The sequence below is a fragment of the Thermococcus sp. MV11 genome (assembly GCF_012027285.1).
Lineage (GTDB): Archaea > Methanobacteriota_B > Thermococci > Thermococcales > Thermococcaceae > Thermococcus > Thermococcus cleftensis.
The window spans coordinates 193,257-213,945 of the sequence record NZ_SNUD01000001.1 but is presented as its reverse complement, the minus strand read 5'-3'; the positions used below and the strand labels follow the sequence as shown (position 1 = coordinate 213,945).

Here is a 20,689-nt window from a genome sequence, read left to right as displayed (position 1 = left end):
AGAATTACTTTATATCGATGGTAATAAATAAGCAGAATTTAACATTATTATTAGTAGTTTTTAGATCCATTATATTAAACAAACTTAATAAAAAAGGCAATGTTAAATTTAACTTCTAAATTTTTGGACACATATATTCCTGTTTATCAAAGTAAATCTTCACCCAAAAATCTGAGGATCAACTTGCACCACAAGACGGGGAGTATGAAAAAAGAATACGGGCCCCGGATAAGGAAAAAGAGGGCTCAAAGGCCCTCTTTTTTCTCCTTCTCCTCTATCCACGCGATTACGTTGTCGACTATCTGTGGGGCCATTCCCACGTAGTTCTCCGGCTTCAGGCTTTCGAAATCATTCTCACTTAGGAACTTTTTGACGTCTTTACTCTCCTTAGCCACCTCTATCAGGTCCCTGTTCTCTTCAAACGCTTTCATGGCAAGCCTTCTAACGAGTTCATGGGCTTCCTGCCTCCCCATGCCCCTCTCAGTCAGCTTCAACATCAGCGGCTCGGCCATGATAAGGTTGTTGGTCAGGTGCAGGTTCCTCCTTATGTTCTCCGGAAAGAACTCAAGGCCTGCAAGGACTTTCTTCATGCTCTTCAGCATCTCATCGAGCAGAACAAAGCTCTCCGGAAGGATAACACGCTCAACAGAGGAGTTGGTGAGGTCTCTCTCATGCCAGAGGGGGTTGTTGAGCAGGGCAGGGAAAACGTTTGAGTAGAGAACCCTTGCGAGCCCGCTCACCTTCTCGCTCCTTATCGGGTTCCTCTTGTGGGGCATGGTCGAAGAGCCAACCTGCTTTTTTCCAAAGGGCTCGCTGATTTCGAGTATCTCGGTCCTCTGGAGGTTCCTTATTTCGAGAGCCATCTTGTCGAGTGTTGAGGCAATGAGCGCCAGAACCATCATAAGTTCGGCGTAGACGTCACGCTGGATTATCTGATTGCTTATCCTGGCGGGCTTTAGGCCGAGGTCTTCCATAACGAGGCGCTGTATTTCGGGGCCTTTCTCTCCAAAACTCGCCATAGTTCCAACGGCACCGCTCATCTGGCCGACTAAAACCCTCTCCTTCAGCTCCTCTAGCCTGTCTATGTGTCTTTGTATTTCGTCGAGCCATATGGCAAACTTCATGCCGTAAGTGGTTGGAACCGCGTGCTGGCCGTGCGTCCTGCCGATGCAGACTGTATACTTGTGCTCCCGGGCGAGGCGTTTGAGTATGGAGCGAAGCTCCTTCAAGTCCTTCTCCACTATCTCAAGGCTCTCCTTTATGAGGAGCGCGTTGGCCGTGTCGATTATATCGTTGGAAGTGGCACCCAGGTGGACGTACTTTCCGTGTTCACCGCAGACCTCGCTTAGGGCCTTGACGACGGCCATTATGTCGTGGTGTATTTCGGCCTCTATCTCCTTGACACGCCCCACTTTGACCCACTTCGTGTTAGCCCTTTCTGAGATAACCCGTGCACTTTCTTCCGGAATATTGCCAACTTTCGCGTGGGCCCTCGCAAGTGCGGCCTCAACGTCCAGAAGTTTTTGCAGCTTGTTCTCCTCGTCCCAGATGCGCCTCATTTCCTCGCTCCCATAGCGGTAATCGATCGGGTGAACGGCCATCTTATCACCAAGTCTATGGCAATTTTTGAATCTTAAAATCTTTCGCTTGACATTAATTTGAAGGAGCAAGATTGGCTATTCGATTCGAGCATCGGAGGCACAGGAGTGTCCAATAACGCTATCTAACGACCGAAAAGTATTTAACTGAAACGCCACGATAGCCTAACGACAAAACTTCCGGAGGTGCCAGAAATGGCTGAGGAGCACGTCGTCTACATTGGAAAGAAGCCGGTTATGAACTACGTCCTCGCCGTGATAACCCAGTTCAACGAGGGCGCCAAGGAGGTCAGCGTTAAGGCTCGCGGTAGGGCCATCAGCAGGGCCGTCGACGTCGCTGAGATCGTCAGGAACAGGTTCCTCCCAGAGGTCAGGGTCAAGGAGATCAGGATCGGCACCGAGGAGCTCCCGACCGCCGACGGCAGGACCGCCAACACCTCAACCATCGAGATCGTTCTCGAGAAGCCGTGAATTTGAGTTCCCTTTCCTTTTCCTTCGGGTTCTTCTGCACGCTTCAAATGCGGTTGAAGTTGTGAAAACCTTTAATACGGCCCCACCGTATTTCTTCCAGGTGGCGCCCTTGGACTACGAGACGATAGACATTCACGACGAAAGAGCCAAGGAGCTGGCCCAGATTCTGATGAACGATAAGGCCATAGCCATTCTCCACCTCGTTGAAGACCGGGCGCTGTCGATAAGCGAGATAGCGCGCGAGCTTAACCTTCCAATTTCTACCGTGTCGTACCACGTAGATAAGATGCTCAAGGTTGGCCTGATTGAGGTAGCTGGAAAAAAGTACGGGAAGAGACTCCAGGAGGTCAAGCTTTACCGAGCCTCCAACAGGCCGATTCTCCTCGTTCCGCGGAAGAGCGTCGCAAAGGTTAAGAAAAAGCCGGTCATGGGATTTGAAAGGCTCCACGTCATCAGCCTTGGAATAGCAGGACTGGTTTCTGTGGGGGTTTACGCGGCTTCAACCAGGTTGCTGGCTCCCATGGGGGCATCTGGAAAGGATTCGGCGTACGAGATTGGAAACATCAGCATGATGTCCGCACCCGGAAAATCGCTCGTATCGGTGGTGTCAAACACCAGCACCACCCAGGCCACAGCGCTTCCTTCAGCACCCACAGCCCACACATCTGCGATTTCGGCCCTTCTGGCCATTGTAACCTTCATCCTAACGTTCCTTCTAGTTTCATACATTTTGAAGCGTCGGGCATGAAGAAAGCTTTTTAAGTTTCTCTCCCAACCCCCGGTTGGCGAGGTGGTAAAATGGCACCGAGGATAGCCGTGGGACAAGTGGTTAAGAGAAAGGCAGTCATCGTCAAGCCGGACGACACCGTCCACAGGGTCGCCAGGATTCTCTCAAAGAACAAGGTGGGGAGTGCGGTTGTTGTTAAAGACGACGAAATCGTTGGAATAATAACCGACCGCGACATACTCGACAAGATCGTTGCGAAGGGGAGAGATCCCAAGACCGTCAAGGTCGAGGAGGTTATGACCGAGAACCCGATAACCATCGAGGATGACTATGAGGTTCAGGACGCGATTGACAAGATGATGGACAAGGGCATAAGGAGGCTCCTCGTCACGCGCCTCGGGAAACCCATCGGATTCGTCACTGCAGCGGACCTTCTCGCCGCTCTCAACACGTACAACACAGAGAACGAAGAGGAGACCAACGAGGAGACGGAGGTCTACGGCATCTGCGAGCTCTGCGGCCAGTACGGTCCCCTCTACAAGGTGTACATCGAAGGCGGAGAGAAGTGGGTCTGCGAGAGCTGCAAGGACAGCCTCAACCTCTGACTCCCTTCAGCTCTTTCATAACTTCATCGAGCACCTCAGCGAAGGCCCTGTTCCTGTTCTCGACGCTCAGCGTGTAGAGCTTTCCAAGGGGACGGAATTTATCGGCCATCTTCCTGTGGACGACCGCCAGCAGCGGTTTCTCGGACTTCAGAACCTCTCCGATAACCCTGACGAACTCGTCGCTCTTGTACTCCATCGGGCCGATCTCGTCTATGACTATCAGGTCCGCCTCAACAAGGGCGCGCCTTATCGCCGAAACGCCGACCCACTCAAGCTCGTCAACGTGGACGACGTACTTCCCGAAGGGAACGCCCGGGAGGTGCGAGGTCCCTCTAACGCTGGCCAGGGTTCCCTCCTCCCCGGTGTCGAGGGCAGTAATCCTGAAGCCTACACGCCTTCCGTTTTTCCGCACCTCTCTTGTGATCATTCCACCGACGAGGTAGCCCCAGCGGTCGGCTTCCCTCGCGACCCTCTCCACCAGCGTCGTCTTCCCGACTCCCGCAGGGCCGGTAACGAATATCCTCAGCACCATTTCAACCACCGAAGGAGCTTTAAGCTCCTCCCTTAAACACTTTGGGGTGGTGGCTGTGGAGATAAGGTACAAGCCCGAGGAACTCACGAGACTCCCGAGGAGTGTGCGCTATGAGCGCGGAAAAGTCATCATGATAGACCAGACCCTTCTGCCAAGGGAGTTTCGCATGATTGAGCTGACAACCGTCGATGAAGTTGCTGATGCAATAATCACCATGAAGGTCCGCGGCGCTCCTGCCATAGGCGCTTCTGCTGCATTCGGTCTGGCCCTCTACGCCGACACTTCGAAGGCCAGAACAAAAGACGAGTTCATGGACGGATTTTACCGGGCGTACAACAGGCTGAAGAACACGAGGCCGACAGCGGTTAACCTCTTCTGGGCGCTCAACAGGGTGAAGAAGCTCGTCGAGGAGCACCTTGAGAGCCCGCTCGACGAGATTAAGAGGCTTATCGTCGCCGAGGCGAAGAGGATAGCCGATGAAGACGTCGAGGCCAACCTCAGGATGGGCCACTACGGTGCCGAGGTCCTTCCGGAAGGGAACGTTCTAACGCACTGCAACGCTGGCAGCTTGGCAACGGTCCAGCTCGGAACTGTTGGAGCGGTTCTCAGGGTGATGCACCGCGATGGGACGCTCAAGCTCCTTTGGGTGGACGAGACGAGGCCCGTCCTCCAGGGCGCGAGGCTTTCAGCCTGGGAGTATCACTACGATGGCATGCCGCTTAAGCTGATAACCGACAACATGGCCGGCTTCGTCATGCAGCAGGGGAAGGTCGATGCCATCATCGTCGGTGCCGACAGGATAGTGGCCAACGGCGACTTCGCCAACAAGATAGGAACCTACACCCTCGCGGTTCTCGCCAAGGAGCATGGGATACCGTTCTTCACCGTCGCACCGCTCTCGACGATAGACATGAGCCTGAAGAGCGGGAAGGAGATACCCATCGAGGAAAGGAAGCCCGAGGAAGTCCTGACCTGCGGCGGCTGCAGGATTGCGCCCGACGTTGACGTCTACAATCCTGCCTTTGATGTCACGTCGCACAGGTACCTGACGGCGATAATAACCGACAGAGGCATCGTTTACCCGCCCTTTGAGAGGAACTTGAAGAGGCTCTTTAGGAAGGAGTGAACTCCTTTCTTTTCTCCTTCAACGACCTCCTCAACAAACACACTCTTTATCTCGCCAATCTCCTCCTCCAAAGCGGGGAGGAGCAGGCCCAAGAGCTCCAAAGGCTCAAGGCAATTGCAGTCGGTGGAATACTCGAAAGGTTCTCCGGAAAGCTCGACCCGGAGCGATACTCCCCCCTCAGTTTTCAGTACTTCAAATGGAAACGTGCCGTTTTCTGCAACCACCTTGCCTTTAACGAGCATCATCTGCTAAATTGAGTCCCCAGATTAAAGGATTTCTTAATCGGGAGGTTTTAAACCGGTGGTTAAACCCTCCGAGAATGTTAAAAGCCTTCGGGCATAGGTTTCCTTGGTGGTGCTCATGTTCTGGCTGAAAACCAAAATAATCGAGGGTGAGGGAAGCCTACGAAGGCTCTCAAAGGAAACCAAAGGCCACGAGCGCGTTCTCATACTCTCTTCACGCTCGATGAAGAGGCACGGCTTCCTGAAGGAGGCCGAGGACTACGTAAGAGAGGCCGGGGCGGAGGTCTTTTCGATAGCTGGACTTCCGGCGGAACCTAGCGTCGAGGTCATAGAGGAGTTCCTTCCGAAGGTGAGGGATTTCGAGCCCGATCTGCTGATAGCCCTCGGCGGCGGAAGCGTCATTGACACGACCAAAGCCCTGAAGGTCTTCTACGACGCTCCCGGGCTGAACTTCGAGGAGATAGCCTTCATAGACCGCTTTTCAAAGCCCAAGCCCGTTCCTAAGCTCAGAACACCGCTGATAGCGATTCCCTCGACGAGTGGAGCTGGAAGCGAGGTCTCGGCCGCGAGCGTTCTGAAGAAGGGAGACGTTAAGTACAACATAGTGACCCCGGAGATAGCGCCCGACGTTGCCATACTTGACCCGCGACTGCCGAGGACTATGCCGGCAGAGGTGGCACGCAATTCCGGCCTTGACGTCCTCGTTCATGGAATAGAAGCCTACACGACAAAGGTGGCGAATCCATTCAGTGACGCCATGGCGATTAAGGCAATAAAGACCGTCTATAAGTGGCTGCCGCTCTCGGTGAAGGGCGATGACGAGGCAAGGGCAAAGGTTCACTACGCAGCAACGATGGCGGGCATAGCCTTCCTCACCGCACGCCTCGGCCTCTGCCATGCCATGAGCCACAAGGCGGCATGGATTGGCCCGCATGGACTCCTCAACGCGATATTCCTGCCCTACGTCATGGAGTTCAACATGGAGCGCAGTGATTATGCAAGGAAACGCTACGCGGAGATAGCGAGGGAGCTTGGCTTCTCGACGGCCAAAGACCTCGTGGAGGTAGTACGGGAGCTCAACGAGATGCTCGGTGTCCCGGAGCTGGGTGAACTGGTGGACGAGGAGACTTTCATGGCAAAGCTGGACGAGATGGCGGAAAAGGCCTACCTCGACGGGCTCGTTGCCTTCAACCCCGTTGAACCGAAGCCGGAGGAGATACGGGAGATCTACCTGAGGGCATTTCGTGGGACGCAAAACAAAAACTTTTTTTCTTAAATCTTTTTAACACTCAAGAACTCCAAGACAAACGTGTGCCTTTAACTTGGAGATATCCCTCGTTAATAGCCCAATCAATAAACTCCTTTGCTATAGGACCAAATCTCCTGTAAAGTTCCAAACTAGTCGCAGATCTGACGGTTTTCATATACTCAATGGCATCTTTGTATTTTTCCTCAGGAGGTCTAGGTGCCCCAATTAAAACGCTAGTTCCAACTTGTGCATATTTGAACTCCGAGTGTATTTTATATGCATCTTTTTCATCAAGAGGAGTGCCACTTCCAACAATGCCTTCATATATTACATAACCCGCTAATGAAGTCCCATCTGTAAAATGGAATTCGGCGTAGGGAGACTTCCTCATACGGAAAATATTGGATAATACAAAATATGGGGGAGTAGTATCCGTTTCTCCCTTAGCTGTCCCAGCATAACGAGGACACACAACCACATTAATCTGGGGGTCTACCAGACCTCTCGTAACTAATTGGGCGACAGGAATGTATCTGATTGTGAACATTGAAGGGCCATCGACCCTATTTTTGGGATAAAGTTCTAGCTCAAGAGCATTTCCAAAAAACTTATCTGGAACCCTACTAACCTTTCCATTCCAAAGTTGATATTTAACAAGCTCCTCTGAGTTGTTTCCATGTTCATCTTCGCGATATTCTGTTGAATATGAGAGATGACCAACACGTGGTTGGTTGCCAAATACATAAATATGTTCTATATCCCAACCTTTAGCATTCGCTAGACGATTAATTATGCGAAAATATAACATTAACCGTTCAATATCGCTTTTTCCAAGAGTAGTTTCACGTGTGGATTTTTCATACTTGCCGCTCCTATACTTTGCATCTCCAATAAAAATATGAATGTTTGTTTTTTTCTTTGCAACAAAGAGAAAATCAGGTCGATGTCTATCCTTAGAAAATGGATGGATTACAATCTTTGAAAAATTCCCCGACAGGATTTTATCAGCCGCTTCTTGTTCCCACCACCAAGCCTTACGAGTTTTTCGTAACCAGTCTAGGCGTTTACTGTAAAACCACTTTGTTATTGATTGCTCTAAGAAGATGGCCCCATCCACATTAATAACATACAAATCTTCAGTAGAAAGGCCAGCATTCTCGAACAGCTTTGGAAAAGTAGTTCTAGTATACATCTCCACCAAATGAAGATTCGCCTTATTCAAGAAGTTGTGAATCATACCTTCGATATACCTCTCAAAAACAATTCCTGCAATATTGTGGCGAGAACTCATAACCAAACTGGCTGTATTTGGGTAGTATCTGATTGAAAACACGTAAGACATCTCAACTCCCACCAAGTAATGGTGAGATTAAAGCTTATAAAAGTTCCTACCACAAAAAAAGTAAAGGAAAATATAGAACTCCTCAACCAACGGTTATCTCCTTTTCTCCACCGTTTTCAACCTCGTGTATCTTCCCGCCCTTCATGACCTCGACGATGGCAAGGCTCAGCAGGGCGAGAAAGAGGTAGACGAGCGCCGAAGTGCCGAAGAGCACCTCGTAGGCCTTCTCCGTCGGTATCTTTATCGGCACCGGCACTTGGGGAATGTGCACGAGTATGTAGTAGGTGCTCATGACGGTTCCCGCTATGGCCGGCCCCCAGGTGGAACCGAAGTTTCTGAACAGACTGTTCGCTCCGGTCGCCACTCCCATGACCCTCGGCGGGACAGAGAACACCAGCACGTTGATGAAGGAGACGTTCATCAGGGTTATTCCGGCCCCAACGACCGTTATGAGAGCCACGAACTGGTTGAGGGATAGCTGCGTGGCGTACTGGGAGAGCAACGCCAGACCGACGCTTGCCGTCAGGGCACCGGTTACCGCGAGGGGCTTTGCACCTATCCTGGGCATCAGTTTGCCGGCGAGCGGAGCTACGATCAGCATCGCGAGGGCCATAGGGGTCATGAGCAGGCCGCTCTCGAGTATCGTCTTGCCGAAGCCGTAGGGCGGCTTCATCTGGAAGATGTAGGTGTTTGCCTGGCTCATCATCGAGATGCCAAAGGCCGCGAACATTATGCCGAGGTTCACTATCGCGGGGTTTCGGGAGGATATTATGTCGAGCGGAATCAACGGATTGTCCGCCCGCTTCTCCCAGAGGTAGAGGAGGACGACCCCAACAATGGACACCCCGAAGAGCGCAAGCGTCTGCCCCGCCTGCCAGCCAACGTTCGGGGCGCGCGTAACGGCAACCAGGGCGGGAACAACAGCCCAGACTAGGAAGAGTGCACCAGGCCAGTCGAGCTTTCCGGGGTTCACGTAGCGGCTCTCGCGGAGGATTCTCCACGCAAGGATGAACATGATGACAGCAAACGGTGCCGCCGAGTGGTATGTCCAGCGCCAGCCGAAGTTCTGGGTTACGTACGCGCCAAGGGGAAGAGCGATGACCATACCGACGCCGAACATCGCGCTTATCATTCCCTGAACCTGGGGCACCATCTCGGGCGGGAACTCCTCGCGGACGAGGCTGAAGGCGAGCGGGAATATTGCCATCCCGAGGCCCTGGATTGCCCTGCTGAAGAGGAGCCACTCGAAGCTCGGCGCGAAGCCGTTGAGTATAACCCCCAGCGTGTAGAAGCCCAGAGCGACGAGGAACATCTTCTTCTTGCCGTACATATCCCCGAGCTTGCCGAGGATTGCCGCGCTCACAGTCCCAACGAGGAGGTATATCGTCAGTACCCAGCTGACGTCGTTGGGGTTTATTCCGAACTCCTTCTGTATCGTCGGCAGTGCGGGGGTCAGCATCGCCTCCGTGTACATGACGAGAAGCGGCAGGAGGATGACCACGAGGGTCGCCTTCTTCGCATAGCCGAGGTCGTAGGTTTCCCCGTTCCCCGTGACGTTCATGTCTCTTCACCGATATGTCGAACGATATATCGCTTTATAAAGTTAGCGGTTCGTCAAGCGCTAACTTTTTAGGCGTCCTCCCCATTCAGGTGTGGGGGTTACAATGCTGCTGGATAAAATGACACCAGAGCTCACGGCAGAGATCGTCGAGAAGGCCCTTATCGAAAAGGGTCAGAGGCTACCTCATCACAGCCTTCACCGCTGGTGGTCGAGGCGCTTTGCCATTCTCTACAGGGCAATACTGGCATCATACCTGACAGACTCAAAAGAGCTTGTTCGTAAAAGTCTCGATAATCCAAAAGCTGTTGAAATCCTAGCCAAAGGAAAAGTCTTCTACGAGCCGTTTATGGGTGGGGGAACCGGTCTAATCGAAGCGGCCATAATGGGTTATCATTCCATAGGGATAGATATTAATCCAGTTGCGGTTAGAATAGCCAAATCCACATCGAATCTGCTTAAAGGCAAAGTGGACGCCAAGGAAATTGAGTCGAAGGGAAAAACCATTCTCAGAAAAACCGAAGAAAAGCTAATTGAAACTGGCTGGTCATGGAATGTGGAGGGGAGGATCGTCTCCTACATCTTTGTAACTAGGGGAAAGATTCCGTCGTGGATCGACAAGTACAGCAGAAACGGAAAGCCCGTTAGGATTTTAAGATGCCCCCACTGCGGCACTATCTTTGAATCCGCTAGGGGCTCTGGAAAGGAAACGTGCCCACACTGTGGAAGATCCTTTGAGGTAACTTACAAACCGAAGTTTCAGTTGGGCGAAGGATACCCCACACAGGACGGTTACACGGTATGGGCAGTTGAAGTTCGCGAGCAGGATGGAAAGAAATGGAGAAAAAGGGTCCTCGACGCCAGGGAAATCCTAAATTGGCTTCAGGAGAGTCACTCTAAAGCTATGGAAAAAGCGAACAAAGCCCGTAAAATCCTCGATCCAGTTCCTCTAGAGGATCTGATGGAAGGGAAAAGGCTAAAGCGTGAGGGCATTAAGCAGTTCTCACAGCTCTTCACCACGAGACAGCTGGCAACTTTCGTTGCCTTTGCCGAGGCCTGCAGGGAACTAGGATTAGATGAAGAGCTCATTGAAGTTTTCTCCGTGTTCCTTAGTGAGAGCGCGAAATCGTCAAGCCTTGTCGCCAAGTGGCACTCTCCAATCGGAGAGCCCGTACCGGCGGTTGCCATGAAAACCTACTGGGTTCCCGAGTACACAGTCGAGACTAATCCCCTGGCAAGGGTTCCCGAAAAACTGGTCCCACTTGCTAGAAACGCCTTGGCGTCCTCAATAAGGAGGGCGGTTCGCATAGCCAGTAGCGAGCTTAGGATTAGCAGGGACGTAGCTGTAGAGGCTAAGATAGACGATGCCAGAACGTTTGTGCCGGACAAACCCATTGATATAGCGGTAGTGGACCCGCCATATATGGACACCGTTAGGAGCTACGCCTCGCTCTCGATAGTTCACTACGGTGCAATGCGCGTGTTCGATGAAATCGTTGGAATGTCCAACGATGTAGTCCTGGATAATGTGGAAAGGAACGAGATACCCCGCGATAGGACGGGCTTTGGAAAGGCCATGAAGCTCGTGTTCTCCAACATCGAGAGGGTTTTAACTCCCAGTGGGAGGGTCGTGCTGTTCTATAACAGGAAATCCGTGCTTGACTGGGAGAACATACTTCAGGCCTCCGTTGAGAGCGGACTACATCCGAGCGTTTCCTACTGGGTAATTGGGGAACCCCCAGGAAGGCTTGCTAGGTCCAGGTTGAGGGGTGTCTTTGTAGTCGTACTCACAAGAGAAAAACCTGCGAAAAGCAGAATAGTGTTTACCGAACCCCTACGCAGGGCTTCCGAGGCCATATTCTTGGATAAGAACGTTGAAAAGTCAGCCATGAAGGCGCTCTCAAATGCAATAAGCAGGATTTATAATAATGAGCTGGAGGTGGTGGTTCTCTAAATCATAATCCCTAATCCAATTTTAAGCAGGTTCTCTATTAATAGATCCGCGTCTTTGGAGACCTTCGAAAGGGATACTGGATGGGGAATCTCAAAGAGCGGGTCCCGAGGGTGTCTAAGAATCTCATCCAGAGACTCCTTAAGGGGGTTAATCCCCCATGCCAGGGCTTTCAGAAGAAAGTGCCCCTCGTAAGTTCCCAGCAGGGAGTCAGATTTTTCTACCCATTTTCTATAGAGCTTAAAGAACATTCCCCCGGTCCATGCCTCCCTGAAGTTCATTTTCATGTGAAGCACAGCCAGGGCCTTGTTGAAATCCTCGGCCCAGAGCCTAAAGTCTTCTTCTCCCACGATTCTACGTTTTCCGCCATCTCCAGTGCTCCCAAAGTTTAGGAGGTAGTACATCTCTGAACTGAATGGAAGGCGCCCAAGAATGAGGAAGTAGCCCGGTGAAGATCTGCCTCCATAGATACTACTCACGTATCCGATAGAGTTGCCTCGGAAGGGAAACACCGCAAGCCCAAGGTAGTGGTCAAGAAGTGCCTCCCCAGGTTCAATCCCCACGTTTATCCCGTCCACGTCGGGAACAAATGCTCTAAAGGGTCCCGCAAAGCGGACGTGCCTTCCATCTGTCACGAAGGTGTAGGTCCTGGCACGCCTGACATGAAATGTCTCAGGGAAGTAGGGCACCCACTCCGAAGGGGATTCCTCAACTTCCAGAACCATAACTGCTGAGAAGGGTGAAACCACTAAGGGCTGGTTATCCCTATCAAGAATCGTGAAGATCGAAAGGGGACTGGGAACTATGTTGTTATAATACCTTTTAGATTTGTCGTGGGGAATCCCAAGAGGCTTGGCCCTTAGAACGGCGAAGTACCAAAGAAGTTGAATCAGTTCGGGAGGGATTTTGGAGTCACTAAAAAATTCGTGAACGTTCCCCCAGGTTACAAAACTTCCCGGAAAGTCTGTCCCGTAAGATTTGCCCTTTCTTTTGAGAGTTTCTATATGAACGGCACTACTGGACAAATCTATGTCCGCTGTTGTTCGAATGCCCCTAATTATAGGGGTCCCCAACATAACGACGGGATAGGTTGAATAGGACACAAAGAACTCCCTGATCACGTTAGAGCGTAAATCCACGAATCGTTTGTGGTATGGAATGTAGAGGTCATAAAGAAATGGAACGGCCAGGGCGTTGCCCAGCCTCTCAAGTTCCTCATCTATTTTGGCAACCTCAGCGAAGAACTCCATCACTTGCATCCTCCGAGCTTTATAACGAAACTGTTATAGCTCTCGGATTCAAGGTTCATGTTTGCGGTAGGTTTTATGAGTAGCCACCCGTCAAGGCAGTACCACTTGTCGTGCTCGCCCCTGACCTCAGTGACTTCAATCCCCGCCTCTCTGAGTTTCTCCCCGTATTCCCGAACGAACTCTGGCCTCGTTGAGAGCTTCACGTGAATTCCCTTCTCGACCAGCTCAACGAGGGTTTCAATCCCTTCGTCGTCTAGGTAGGGGGACATTGCCTCTACACTCTCCCTCGCAATGCCGAGGAGCTTTTTAAGGTAGCTTCCCCCGGGCCCGCGAAGGGGATACTCCCCGAGGAGAACCCCAATGGCGAACTCCATGAGCTTCCTCGAAACCGTGTAGGTCTGTCCGAGACCCGCGGTACAGCCCCTGTCAATCACAACACAGGTTGTACAGCCGTCAACGCAGTAGTTGGGAATCGCCGTGAGGAGGACGTCGTCGAAGTAGCGGTGGGCCTTTTGGGTATCAACACTGAGCCCCTTCTCCTCTATCAGCCTTTCAAGGTTACTCTGTCCCGCCGACGAGAGGAGAAGGTGCGTGGACAGGCTGTGAACATCAAGAACGAGGCCCTTCTCAAGGAACTCTTTGTAGAGTTCTATTATCGCCTTCCTGAGGCCCTCCAAGTCGTTCTCCCCGGAGACGGAAGAAACGACTGACTTAACCCTATCGGCGTACTGGACGGTATCTTCCTCGTGGTCGCGGAGGAACCTTAGCTCCCTCCTGAGGAACTCCTCTATGAAGCGCCCGTAGCAGTTCTCGGCGATGCCCTTCGACCTGCACCACTCGTTGAGGGCGCCGATGATGTCTATGGATCCAATTGGGCTGTTCTCGGCCACGAGGACGAGACCTGCTCTTTCGTCGTAGAGGTAGACGAGATTGCTCGTTTCAATCTGAAGCTCCACCGAGACGTAGGACAGGAAAGCGTGGGCAAGGGAGTGGAGTATCGCCTCTGAAGCCCACCGGAGGAACCTTTTGAAGTATAAACGGTTGTATGGCATACTCTTGACGAGGAGATTCTCCCTCATCCTGAGGTAGCTCTCAATCAGGCTCTTGCTCCTTCTCCTGAGGAGGTCGTAGGTCTTGAAGCCCTTCTCGGCCTTATCGTAGATGAAGAACTTGGTCAGCAGGACATCACCGAGCTTGACTTCAGGACCGCCTTTCCATAGCTCGTATTTGAGGACCTTGCCCAGCTCCGGCGACTGAAGGGCCTTCTCGTCAAGGACCGTTCTAACGACCAGCTCAAGGAACTCGGGGGCAATTCTGAAGCCTATAACGTTGGTCTTGGGAAGCGACCTTCTGAAGGGAACCTTGAACTTGAAGACAACCGGGAGGCCGGATTCGGGCATCGAGAGGTGAGCGGAGGGATACTTCTCTTCAATCAGGACGTTCCTCCCGACTATCGGCGAGAAGAAGCCGTTGGTATTGTCAATGCCACTATAACTCCTCTCAACGTCGAGGAAGACCTTCGGGAAGATGCGCCTTGTCCGTTTCCACTTCCTCCCACCGCACTCATTCCCGTACTTGCACCATCCCTTGAAAGGACACCTCACGTCGAGTGGATCGGTTGAGAGACCGTAGCCAGAGGTGCAGTACCAAGCGTAGGTGAGGTCCGTAGGCTCGTAGGTTTTGCCCCTGTGGCCCTTCTTCCGGAGCTCGTTAATGTAGAGGTCTCTGATCGCGCTCCGATTCAGGTTTCTCTTCACTGCCCGCTTGAGGAACTCCGAGCCGTACTTTATGTAGACCCTCTCCTGCCTCCTGGAGTCAAGGGACACAGCCAGAATGATGTAGCCGTCCTTGGCTTCCAGAACGTTCACGGGCTTAATCTTAAAGATGTGCTCCGGGTAGATTGCACCAGTTGTCTCGTAGGCGTTGCTCAGGGATGCGTCGTGAATCAGGTTCCTCGGGTCAAAGCCCAAATCCTTTATTGACTGCGGATGAACGTACATCTTGGGCCCGTGCTTGTAGTAGGCAATGTTTTTGATTTTGACAAACCAGACTCTTGAACCGCTGACGCTGTTCTCGTCCTCAAGGGATATCGGTTCGAAGGGCGGGTAGCGGTAGAAGAGGGTCTGAAGGGGTAGACTGTGCTCCTCCGAATCCTTCATTCTGTCCTTAGATGGGAGGTCAATCTTCACCTCCTTGTCAACGGGGTCAGCGGTTACCGATTTTAAGCCCGTTAGAGCGCTCAGAACTTCCCCAACGTAAGCGCCCGACTCGGCCAGCTCGAGGAGGAGTTTGAGTATGAAAATGGCCTTGTCGTCTATCTCCGCAGGTGCAATAGAGGAACCTGAGACATTGTCGAACACCATAGATATAGCGTTAAGTTCATTTGAGTACTCATCGAGGGACTTGATGAATTCCATTAACTTCTTCGCTTCGGCATGGGCATTCTTGTATTCCTCATGCTTTGACTTTATTAAAGCACCACCCTCGCTTTTCTTTTTGAGTGAGTGGCTTATCTTCTTGAGTTCTGTTTTAGCTCCATGTATGAGGTCATCGGTCACCTCGGACAGAACCTCATAGTGGCAATCAACGCACTCCATATCAACCTCATTGCCAGAGTAGCACTTCTCGGAGTTCTTCTGACACTCTTCAAGCTCCTTCAGGGCTTTATTAAGATCTTCAACTAGCTCCCTCAGAACTCTCCTGGCTTCAGGTGTTTCAACGCTGGAGACGAAGTTCCCAACGTCCTCGATAAGAGTCTCAATCGTGCGTTTTGCCCTCATGACTGCAAAGGGAACCTCGTCCCTCACGCGGGCGCCTTCGATTATTGCATCTAGGGTGGTCTCATCTTGAGAGAGCATCTCAACGACCGAGCGGACCAGGTCCAGGTACTCCCCAGCCATCATCAACCCTCCACGTTGTCGAGAACCTTCTCCAAGAACTCAACCATCTTATCCTTACCCTTTAGCGGTCTGCCGGAAGCGTAGGTTGATTCCCCTGAGAGGGCCATCTTAACCACTGCCTCTGTGAGAAGGTTTCTCACCTTAACCTGGGGGTTCTCGGTTGAAATTATCAGCTCACCCTCGTCCTGCCTCTGCATAGGGTGAAGCTTGTCCCAGATGTTGGGGTCGTAGAGGAGAAACGCCTCGGTTGGCACTTTCTTGGTCAGGATTATTCCGAGAACGGTTCTCATAGAGGCATCTGAACGACCACCCCTTCCAATTCTCTGTCTCAGCGAGATCGGGTTCTCGAAACCAACGTTGAGGATAAAGGAAACCCCGTCGTAGTCAACACCAAGCTCAAGGGACGAGGTTGTCAGAACGGTCGCGAGGTTGGATTTTGGCTCCTTCAGGTTCTTTATGACCTCCTCACGCTCCTCCTTTGGAAGCTCGCTGTACATCACCGCCACCCTACTGAGGAGTTCCCGGAGGTAGGGGTTCTCATTGCTAAAGACAGAGTCAAGGTGGTTCCACAGGCCCTGAGGAACGTAGTGGGTGTAGGAGAACGGGTCGGTGGAGGGTCTTTTACTGCCGAACAGGTAAAGGTGGTCCTTGGGTTCGCCGAGGGAGATGTTGTTGTCGAAACCCCTCTTAACCCTGCGTATCTCCTTGATGTTCTGTATGAATACAAGGGACTTTGGCCAGTAGTTCTTTCCGCCGTTGGAATAGCAGTAGTTGAGAAACGACATATAGACAGTCCAAAGCTGGGCGTAGGTGCTCCAAGAGACGGCCGGGAGGATGTCGTATATCCCCATGAGGACGAGGCGCTTGCCCTTGAACTTAACCCCGTAGTCCCGTTCGAGGGCCTCGACATGCTCCCTGAAATCCACGTGGACGATGTTGCTCCGACCGGAGAGCCTCTCGGCGAAGCCCTTTGGATTTGGAACGGTTGCAGAAGAGAGCACGATATCCAGGGGCATTCTGCTAACCTTTGCCATAAGTCCAATGTTGCCTGAAACGAGGGCACCTCCAAGGCCGGTGTACTCGTGCGCTTCGTCGAAAACAACTAGGGAGACGTTTTCAAAGTACCATGCTCCGATGTCGTTCTTTGTGCTGTCCAGGAGGCGCGTTTCAAGGGCCCACGTGTTCGTGACGAGAACCGTCGGTGGATTCTTGCCCATGTCCCTCCTGAGCGGAATTATGAATCCGTAAACAACGCCCTCCTTGGAAACGACGGCTTTACCGTCCCTTATCTCGTAAACAAACTTCTTTTTGTCCTTTCCGAGTATTCCCCTGAAGGAATCCGACTTCTTGATTATCTCCCTGAGCTCCCTCAAATCGCGGGGTGTTTCGCCGTCCCTGATTCCAAAGGTTATCCTCCTCTCAATGCCGTAGCTTCCAAAGACCTCGTTTAGTAACCTAAGCATCTCGATGAGCCTGCCAGCTTGATCAACGGAGAGGGCCTTCCTAGGATAGACCAGAACGACGCGCTCGTCTCTATCATCCATCACGGCTTTGATGAGCTTGGCTATCATGTAAAGGGTGAATATTTCAGTCTTCCCGGAGCCAGTAGGAGCGGTGATTATGAAGGTCTTACCGACCGGAGGATAGCCCTCCCGTAGAAGCTTGGACAGGGCGAGGGCCTGAAAGGCATCAAGGCCACCATCTCCAAAGTGCTTCTTAAGGAATTCCTCGTATATCTCCGCATACTTCTTCCCATTCCTTCCGAAGAATCCCACTATGCTTTTAGTGAGAACCGTCTCCACCTTTTTAAGGCCCACATTATCATAGTCCCCTCCTGGGGAAATCCTACGGTCCTCCTTTGAAGGTATAGGGATCTCGTAAAGGGCCAGCCTGGGGCTGACAACGTAGGGGGGCGAATTTGGTGCTGTTCTTAGGAAGGCACTTCTAATGGCCACGTCCATGTGAAGAGAGCGATAGCCGTCACCGACTTTAACTAGAAACCCCCTCTTAATGAGTTCATCAAAGCACTGGTGCGGATTGGAGGTGTAGTTGGAAAAGATCTCCTGGATTATCTTACTCTTCGCTAGGCTCTCGCTTTCAACTCCAAGTCTGAGGGTACCTGCTTTATACTCCCCCTCTTCTAGCGTTGTACCTTTAACGTAGATGTCGAACTCATACCTCAAAAGAGCATGATAACACTTCACCAGTAGGGCATTCACATAATCACCTCCATGGCCGGAAGTTATTACTTAGTTAGAAGATCAAAGTTAGGGAATTAAATACTTTTTGATCGCCACATTACTTAAAAGTTCCAGAGTGATTCAAAGAATATGCACCCCCTCCTCAGAAAGGCCATCAAAGAGCGCTTCGGAAGGCTCAACAGGCTCCAGCAGGACGCGTTCAGGGAGGTTAGCTCAGGAAAGGGCGTCCTGATAATAGCCCCCACCGGCTCGGGGAAAACTGAAGCGGCCGTTCTGCCCGTCTTCAATGAAATCCTTGAAGGGGGACTTAAGCCGGTTTCTGCGCTCTACGTCGCACCGCTCAAGGCCCTCAACAGGGACCTGCTCGAGAGGCTTGAATGGTGGGGAAAGAAACTTGGAATAACCGTAGAGGTGAGGCACGGCGACACCTCAGCCTACAGGAAGGCAAAGCAGACGAAGAGCCCGCCGCAGATTCTCATAATCACTCCCGAAACGCTGGGGGTTATCCTGACGGTCAAATCCCTCAGGAAGCACCTGGAGAACGTGAAGTTCGTCATCGTCGATGAGATAGCGGAGCTGGTGGACAACAAAAGGGGAGCACAGCTCCTCTTAAACCTTGAAAGGCTCGCCGAAATTGCCGACTTCAGGAGAATAGGCATGACCGCAACGGTAGGCAACGAGGAGGAAGTTAGGGAGTGGCTGAAGGCGGACGTCATAGTCAAGCCGAACTGGAAAAAGCGCTACCGCTTCCACGTGCTCTATCCAAGGCCAACTGAGAAGGACTTAGAACTCGCCCGGGAGCTGAGCGTCTCGCCCGAGATAGCCTCTCGACTGAGGGCCCTGTGGGGGGTCGTCGAGGGGCACGGGAAAGCTTTGATATTCACCAACACGCGGCAGTTCGCGGAGATTTTAGCGCACCGCCTCAAGGCCTGGGGAAAGCCGGTCGAGGTTCACCACGGCTCGCTTTCGAGGGAAGCGAGGATTAAGGCCGAAAAGGCCCTCAAGGAGGGCAGAATCAAGGCGCTGATCTGCACGTCCTCTATGGAGCTGGGCATAGACATAGGCGACGTTGACGTTGTAATCCAGTACATGAGCCCGCGCCAGGTGAACAGGCTCGTCCAGCGCGTCGGGAGGGCAAAGCACCGGATAGGCGAGGTCAGCGAGGGCTACGTCATAGCGACGAACGTCGAGGACTACCTCCAGAGCCTCGTCATAGCGAAACACGCCCTTGAGGGCAGGTTCGAGGCGGTCGAGCCGATGGGCGGGCTGGACGTTTTAGCTCACTTCGTCGTCGGCCTGCTCATCGAGTATAAGAAACTCCCGCGCGAGAGGCCCTACGAGATAGCGAGGCGGGCCTACGTTTACAGGGATTTGAGCTGGAGTGACTACCTCGACGTCTTGGGAGTTCTCGAAGATGCGAGACTCATAGGCTACGACGAGGAGAGAAACCTTCTCTATCTCCGCCGCGGCGCGTTCCAGTACTACTACGAGAACCTCTCCACGATACCGGACGAGGTTTCCTGGAAGGTTTTCGATTCCAAGAGCGGACACGTCATTGGAAGGCTCGATGAGAGCTTCGTGATGGACCTGGAGGAGGGCATGGAGTTCGTCATGAACGGCCGGAGCTGGATAGTGCTCAAAATCGACGACGAGGCGAGGCTTTTGAAGGTCCGCGAGAGCAAAAGTCTGGAGAGCGCGATACCGAGCTGGGAGGGCGAGATGATCCCCGTTCCATTCAGCGTTGCCCTCGACGTCGGCAGGCTGAAGAGGGAGCTGGCCTTTGACTTCGAGAAGGCGAAGGGGCTCCTTGAGGGGGTGGAGTTCAGCGAGGAGGAGCTGAGGAGGGCGTTTGACGAGATAAAGGACGAGCCCTTCTCCACCGACCGCGACATCGTCGTCGAGAGCACGCCGAAAGCGCTGGTAATCCACGCCGACTTCGGAAGCAGGGCAAACGAGGCCCTCGGGCGGCTCGTTCACTCGCTCCTCATCCTGCGCTACGGCAGGGTCTTCTCCGTGAGGAGCCAGGGGCATGCGGTGGTCTTCAAGACGCCCTTCCGGCTGAACCCGGAGGAGGTGAAGCACTACCTCTACCAAGAGCCGAAAAGCCTTGAGTTCATAGTCTCCCGCGCTCTGAGGGATTCCCACGCCTACCGGTGGAGAATGACGAACGTGGCGAAGCGGTTCGGGGCTTTGCGAAGGGACGCGAAGATAAGGAGGATCGAGCGGCTCTTCGAGGGGACGGTGATTGAGCGGGAGACCTTGAACGAGCTCTATCACGACAAGGTTGACGTGAAGAAGGGCGAGCTCGTCCTTGAGATGCTCAAGAGGGGCACGATGAGGGTGAAAACGGTTCTCAGGAAGGAGCCTTCAACGCTTGCCCGGCTGAACATGACCGTCGGCGGCGAGTTCCTGCTGAGCGGGACGCTGGAGGGGGACGAGGTACTTGAGCTGTTCAGGAAGAGACTGCTCGACCACGAGGTCGTTTTAGTGTGCACCAACTGCGGGTGGCACTCGAGGACGAAGGTGGCGAGGCTTCAAAACATAGAGCTAAGACAGTGCCCGCGCTGCGGCTCGAAGATGCTCGCGGTTGCGCATCCGATAGATGCGGAGGAGTTTCTCCCTGTCCTAGAGAAGGTTCGCCATGGGAAGCCGCTGGAGAAGAGGGCGGAGAGGACATACAGGAAGCTGCTGAAAGCTGCGGACCTCGTGGATTCCTACGGCTTCGAAGCAGTTTTAGCACTGGCCAGCTACGGAACCGGGCCGGACACTGCGGCGAGGCTTCTGGCGCAGTACCGGGGCGAGGCACTCCTCGTTGCCCTCATGGAGCGGGAGAGGCAGTTCATAAGGACGAGGCGCTTCTGGGTGGATAGGAAGGAGAAGGAAGAGGGTGGGGAAGAGGGTTCATGAGGGTCTCATATCAGCCCTCCAAGCCCTGGA

General features: G+C 52.8%; 15 protein-coding genes. 7 read left to right on the top strand and 8 right to left on the bottom strand.

Features of this window, described 5'->3' with window-relative positions; genetic code table 11:
• Positions 1 to 245: 245 nt before the first annotated feature.
• Entirely contained in the window at positions 246 to 1,601 is a 1,356-nt protein-coding gene (purB, locus tag E3E27_RS01170; RefSeq protein ID WP_167773152.1) for an adenylosuccinate lyase, read from the bottom strand.
• Between the two features lie 192 nt (positions 1,602 to 1,793).
• On the opposite strand from purB, the gene albA reads away from it, so the two are divergent.
• From albA to E3E27_RS01155, 3 genes are all read left to right on the top strand, one after another.
• Complete coding sequence (albA, locus tag E3E27_RS01165) at positions 1,794 to 2,069, top strand: DNA-binding protein Alba (RefSeq protein ID WP_014789603.1); 276 nt, start codon at positions 1,794 to 1,796, stop codon at positions 2,067 to 2,069.
• Between the two features lie 109 nt (positions 2,070 to 2,178).
• The gene (locus tag E3E27_RS01160; RefSeq protein WP_014789602.1) at positions 2,179 to 2,817 is read left to right on the top strand and encodes a transcriptional regulator; all 639 of its coding nucleotides are present in this window, start codon (positions 2,179 to 2,181) and stop codon (positions 2,815 to 2,817) included.
• Positions 2,818 to 2,867: 50 nt separating this feature from the next.
• Positions 2,868 to 3,401, top strand: a complete 534-nt coding sequence (locus E3E27_RS01155) for a cyclic nucleotide-binding/CBS domain-containing protein (RefSeq protein WP_167773151.1) — start codon at positions 2,868 to 2,870, stop codon at positions 3,399 to 3,401.
• Here the strand turns inward: E3E27_RS01155 and E3E27_RS01150 are convergent.
• Complete coding sequence (locus E3E27_RS01150; RefSeq protein ID WP_167773669.1) at positions 3,391 to 3,933, bottom strand: NTPase; 543 nt, start codon at positions 3,931 to 3,933, stop codon at positions 3,391 to 3,393. The two genes, E3E27_RS01155 and E3E27_RS01150, sit on opposite strands and share 11 nt — an antisense overlap.
• Before the next feature lie 55 nt (positions 3,934 to 3,988).
• Between E3E27_RS01150 and mtnA the strand changes: the two genes are divergently transcribed.
• A complete protein-coding gene (gene mtnA / locus E3E27_RS01145) occupies positions 3,989 to 5,059 on the top strand; it encodes an S-methyl-5-thioribose-1-phosphate isomerase (RefSeq protein ID WP_167773667.1) in 1,071 nt (356 codons plus the stop codon).
• Here mtnA and E3E27_RS01140 read toward each other — a convergent pair.
• Positions 5,011 to 5,304 carry a hypothetical protein gene (locus E3E27_RS01140; protein WP_371731540.1) on the bottom strand — a complete coding sequence of 98 codons (294 nt, stop codon included), beginning with the start codon at positions 5,302 to 5,304 and terminating at the stop codon, positions 5,011 to 5,013. The two genes, mtnA and E3E27_RS01140, sit on opposite strands and share 49 nt — an antisense overlap.
• 115 nt (positions 5,305 to 5,419) lie before the next feature.
• On the opposite strand from E3E27_RS01140, the gene E3E27_RS01135 reads away from it, so the two are divergent.
• Positions 5,420 to 6,577: an iron-containing alcohol dehydrogenase gene (locus tag E3E27_RS01135; RefSeq protein ID WP_167773666.1), complete on the top strand. Its 1,158-nt coding sequence runs from the start codon at positions 5,420 to 5,422 to the stop codon at positions 6,575 to 6,577.
• A gap of 13 nt (positions 6,578 to 6,590) precedes the next feature.
• On the opposite strand, the gene E3E27_RS01130 is transcribed toward E3E27_RS01135, so the two are convergent.
• Together E3E27_RS01130 and E3E27_RS01125 are read right to left on the bottom strand one after the other, a co-directional pair.
• On the bottom strand, positions 6,591 to 7,904 hold the full coding sequence (locus tag E3E27_RS01130) for a hypothetical protein (RefSeq protein WP_167773150.1): 1,314 nt from the start codon (positions 7,902 to 7,904) through the stop codon (positions 6,591 to 6,593).
• Between the two features lie 70 nt (positions 7,905 to 7,974).
• On the bottom strand, positions 7,975 to 9,453 hold the full coding sequence (locus tag E3E27_RS01125) for an MFS transporter (RefSeq protein ID WP_167773149.1): 1,479 nt from the start codon (positions 9,451 to 9,453) through the stop codon (positions 7,975 to 7,977).
• A gap of 103 nt (positions 9,454 to 9,556) precedes the next feature.
• Between E3E27_RS01125 and E3E27_RS01120 the strand changes: the two genes are divergently transcribed.
• Complete coding sequence (locus E3E27_RS01120) at positions 9,557 to 11,404, top strand: hypothetical protein (RefSeq protein ID WP_167773148.1); 1,848 nt, start codon at positions 9,557 to 9,559, stop codon at positions 11,402 to 11,404.
• Here the strand turns inward: E3E27_RS01120 and E3E27_RS01115 are convergent.
• From E3E27_RS01115 to E3E27_RS01105, 3 genes are read right to left on the bottom strand one after another with little or no spacing between them, the layout of a single operon-like run.
• Complete coding sequence (locus E3E27_RS01115; protein WP_167773147.1) at positions 11,401 to 12,660, bottom strand: hypothetical protein; 1,260 nt, start codon at positions 12,658 to 12,660, stop codon at positions 11,401 to 11,403. The two genes, E3E27_RS01120 and E3E27_RS01115, sit on opposite strands and share 4 nt — an antisense overlap.
• Positions 12,651 to 15,554 carry a hypothetical protein gene (locus E3E27_RS01110; RefSeq protein ID WP_167773146.1) on the bottom strand — a complete coding sequence of 968 codons (2,904 nt, stop codon included), beginning with the start codon at positions 15,552 to 15,554 and terminating at the stop codon, positions 12,651 to 12,653. Before E3E27_RS01110 ends, E3E27_RS01115 begins: the two co-directional genes overlap by 10 nt.
• Positions 15,554 to 17,770 (bottom strand): DEAD/DEAH box helicase, encoded by a 2,217-nt coding sequence (locus E3E27_RS01105; RefSeq protein ID WP_167773145.1) that lies wholly within the window; start codon positions 17,768 to 17,770, stop codon positions 15,554 to 15,556. The genes E3E27_RS01110 and E3E27_RS01105 overlap by 1 nt, the downstream gene beginning before the upstream one ends.
• 111 nt (positions 17,771 to 17,881) lie before the next feature.
• Here E3E27_RS01105 and E3E27_RS01100 point away from each other — a divergent pair, with 111 nt between their 5' ends.
• Positions 17,882 to 20,659 (top strand): DEAD/DEAH box helicase, encoded by a 2,778-nt coding sequence (locus E3E27_RS01100; RefSeq protein WP_167773144.1) that lies wholly within the window; start codon positions 17,882 to 17,884, stop codon positions 20,657 to 20,659.
• Positions 20,660 to 20,689 lie beyond the last annotated feature (30 nt).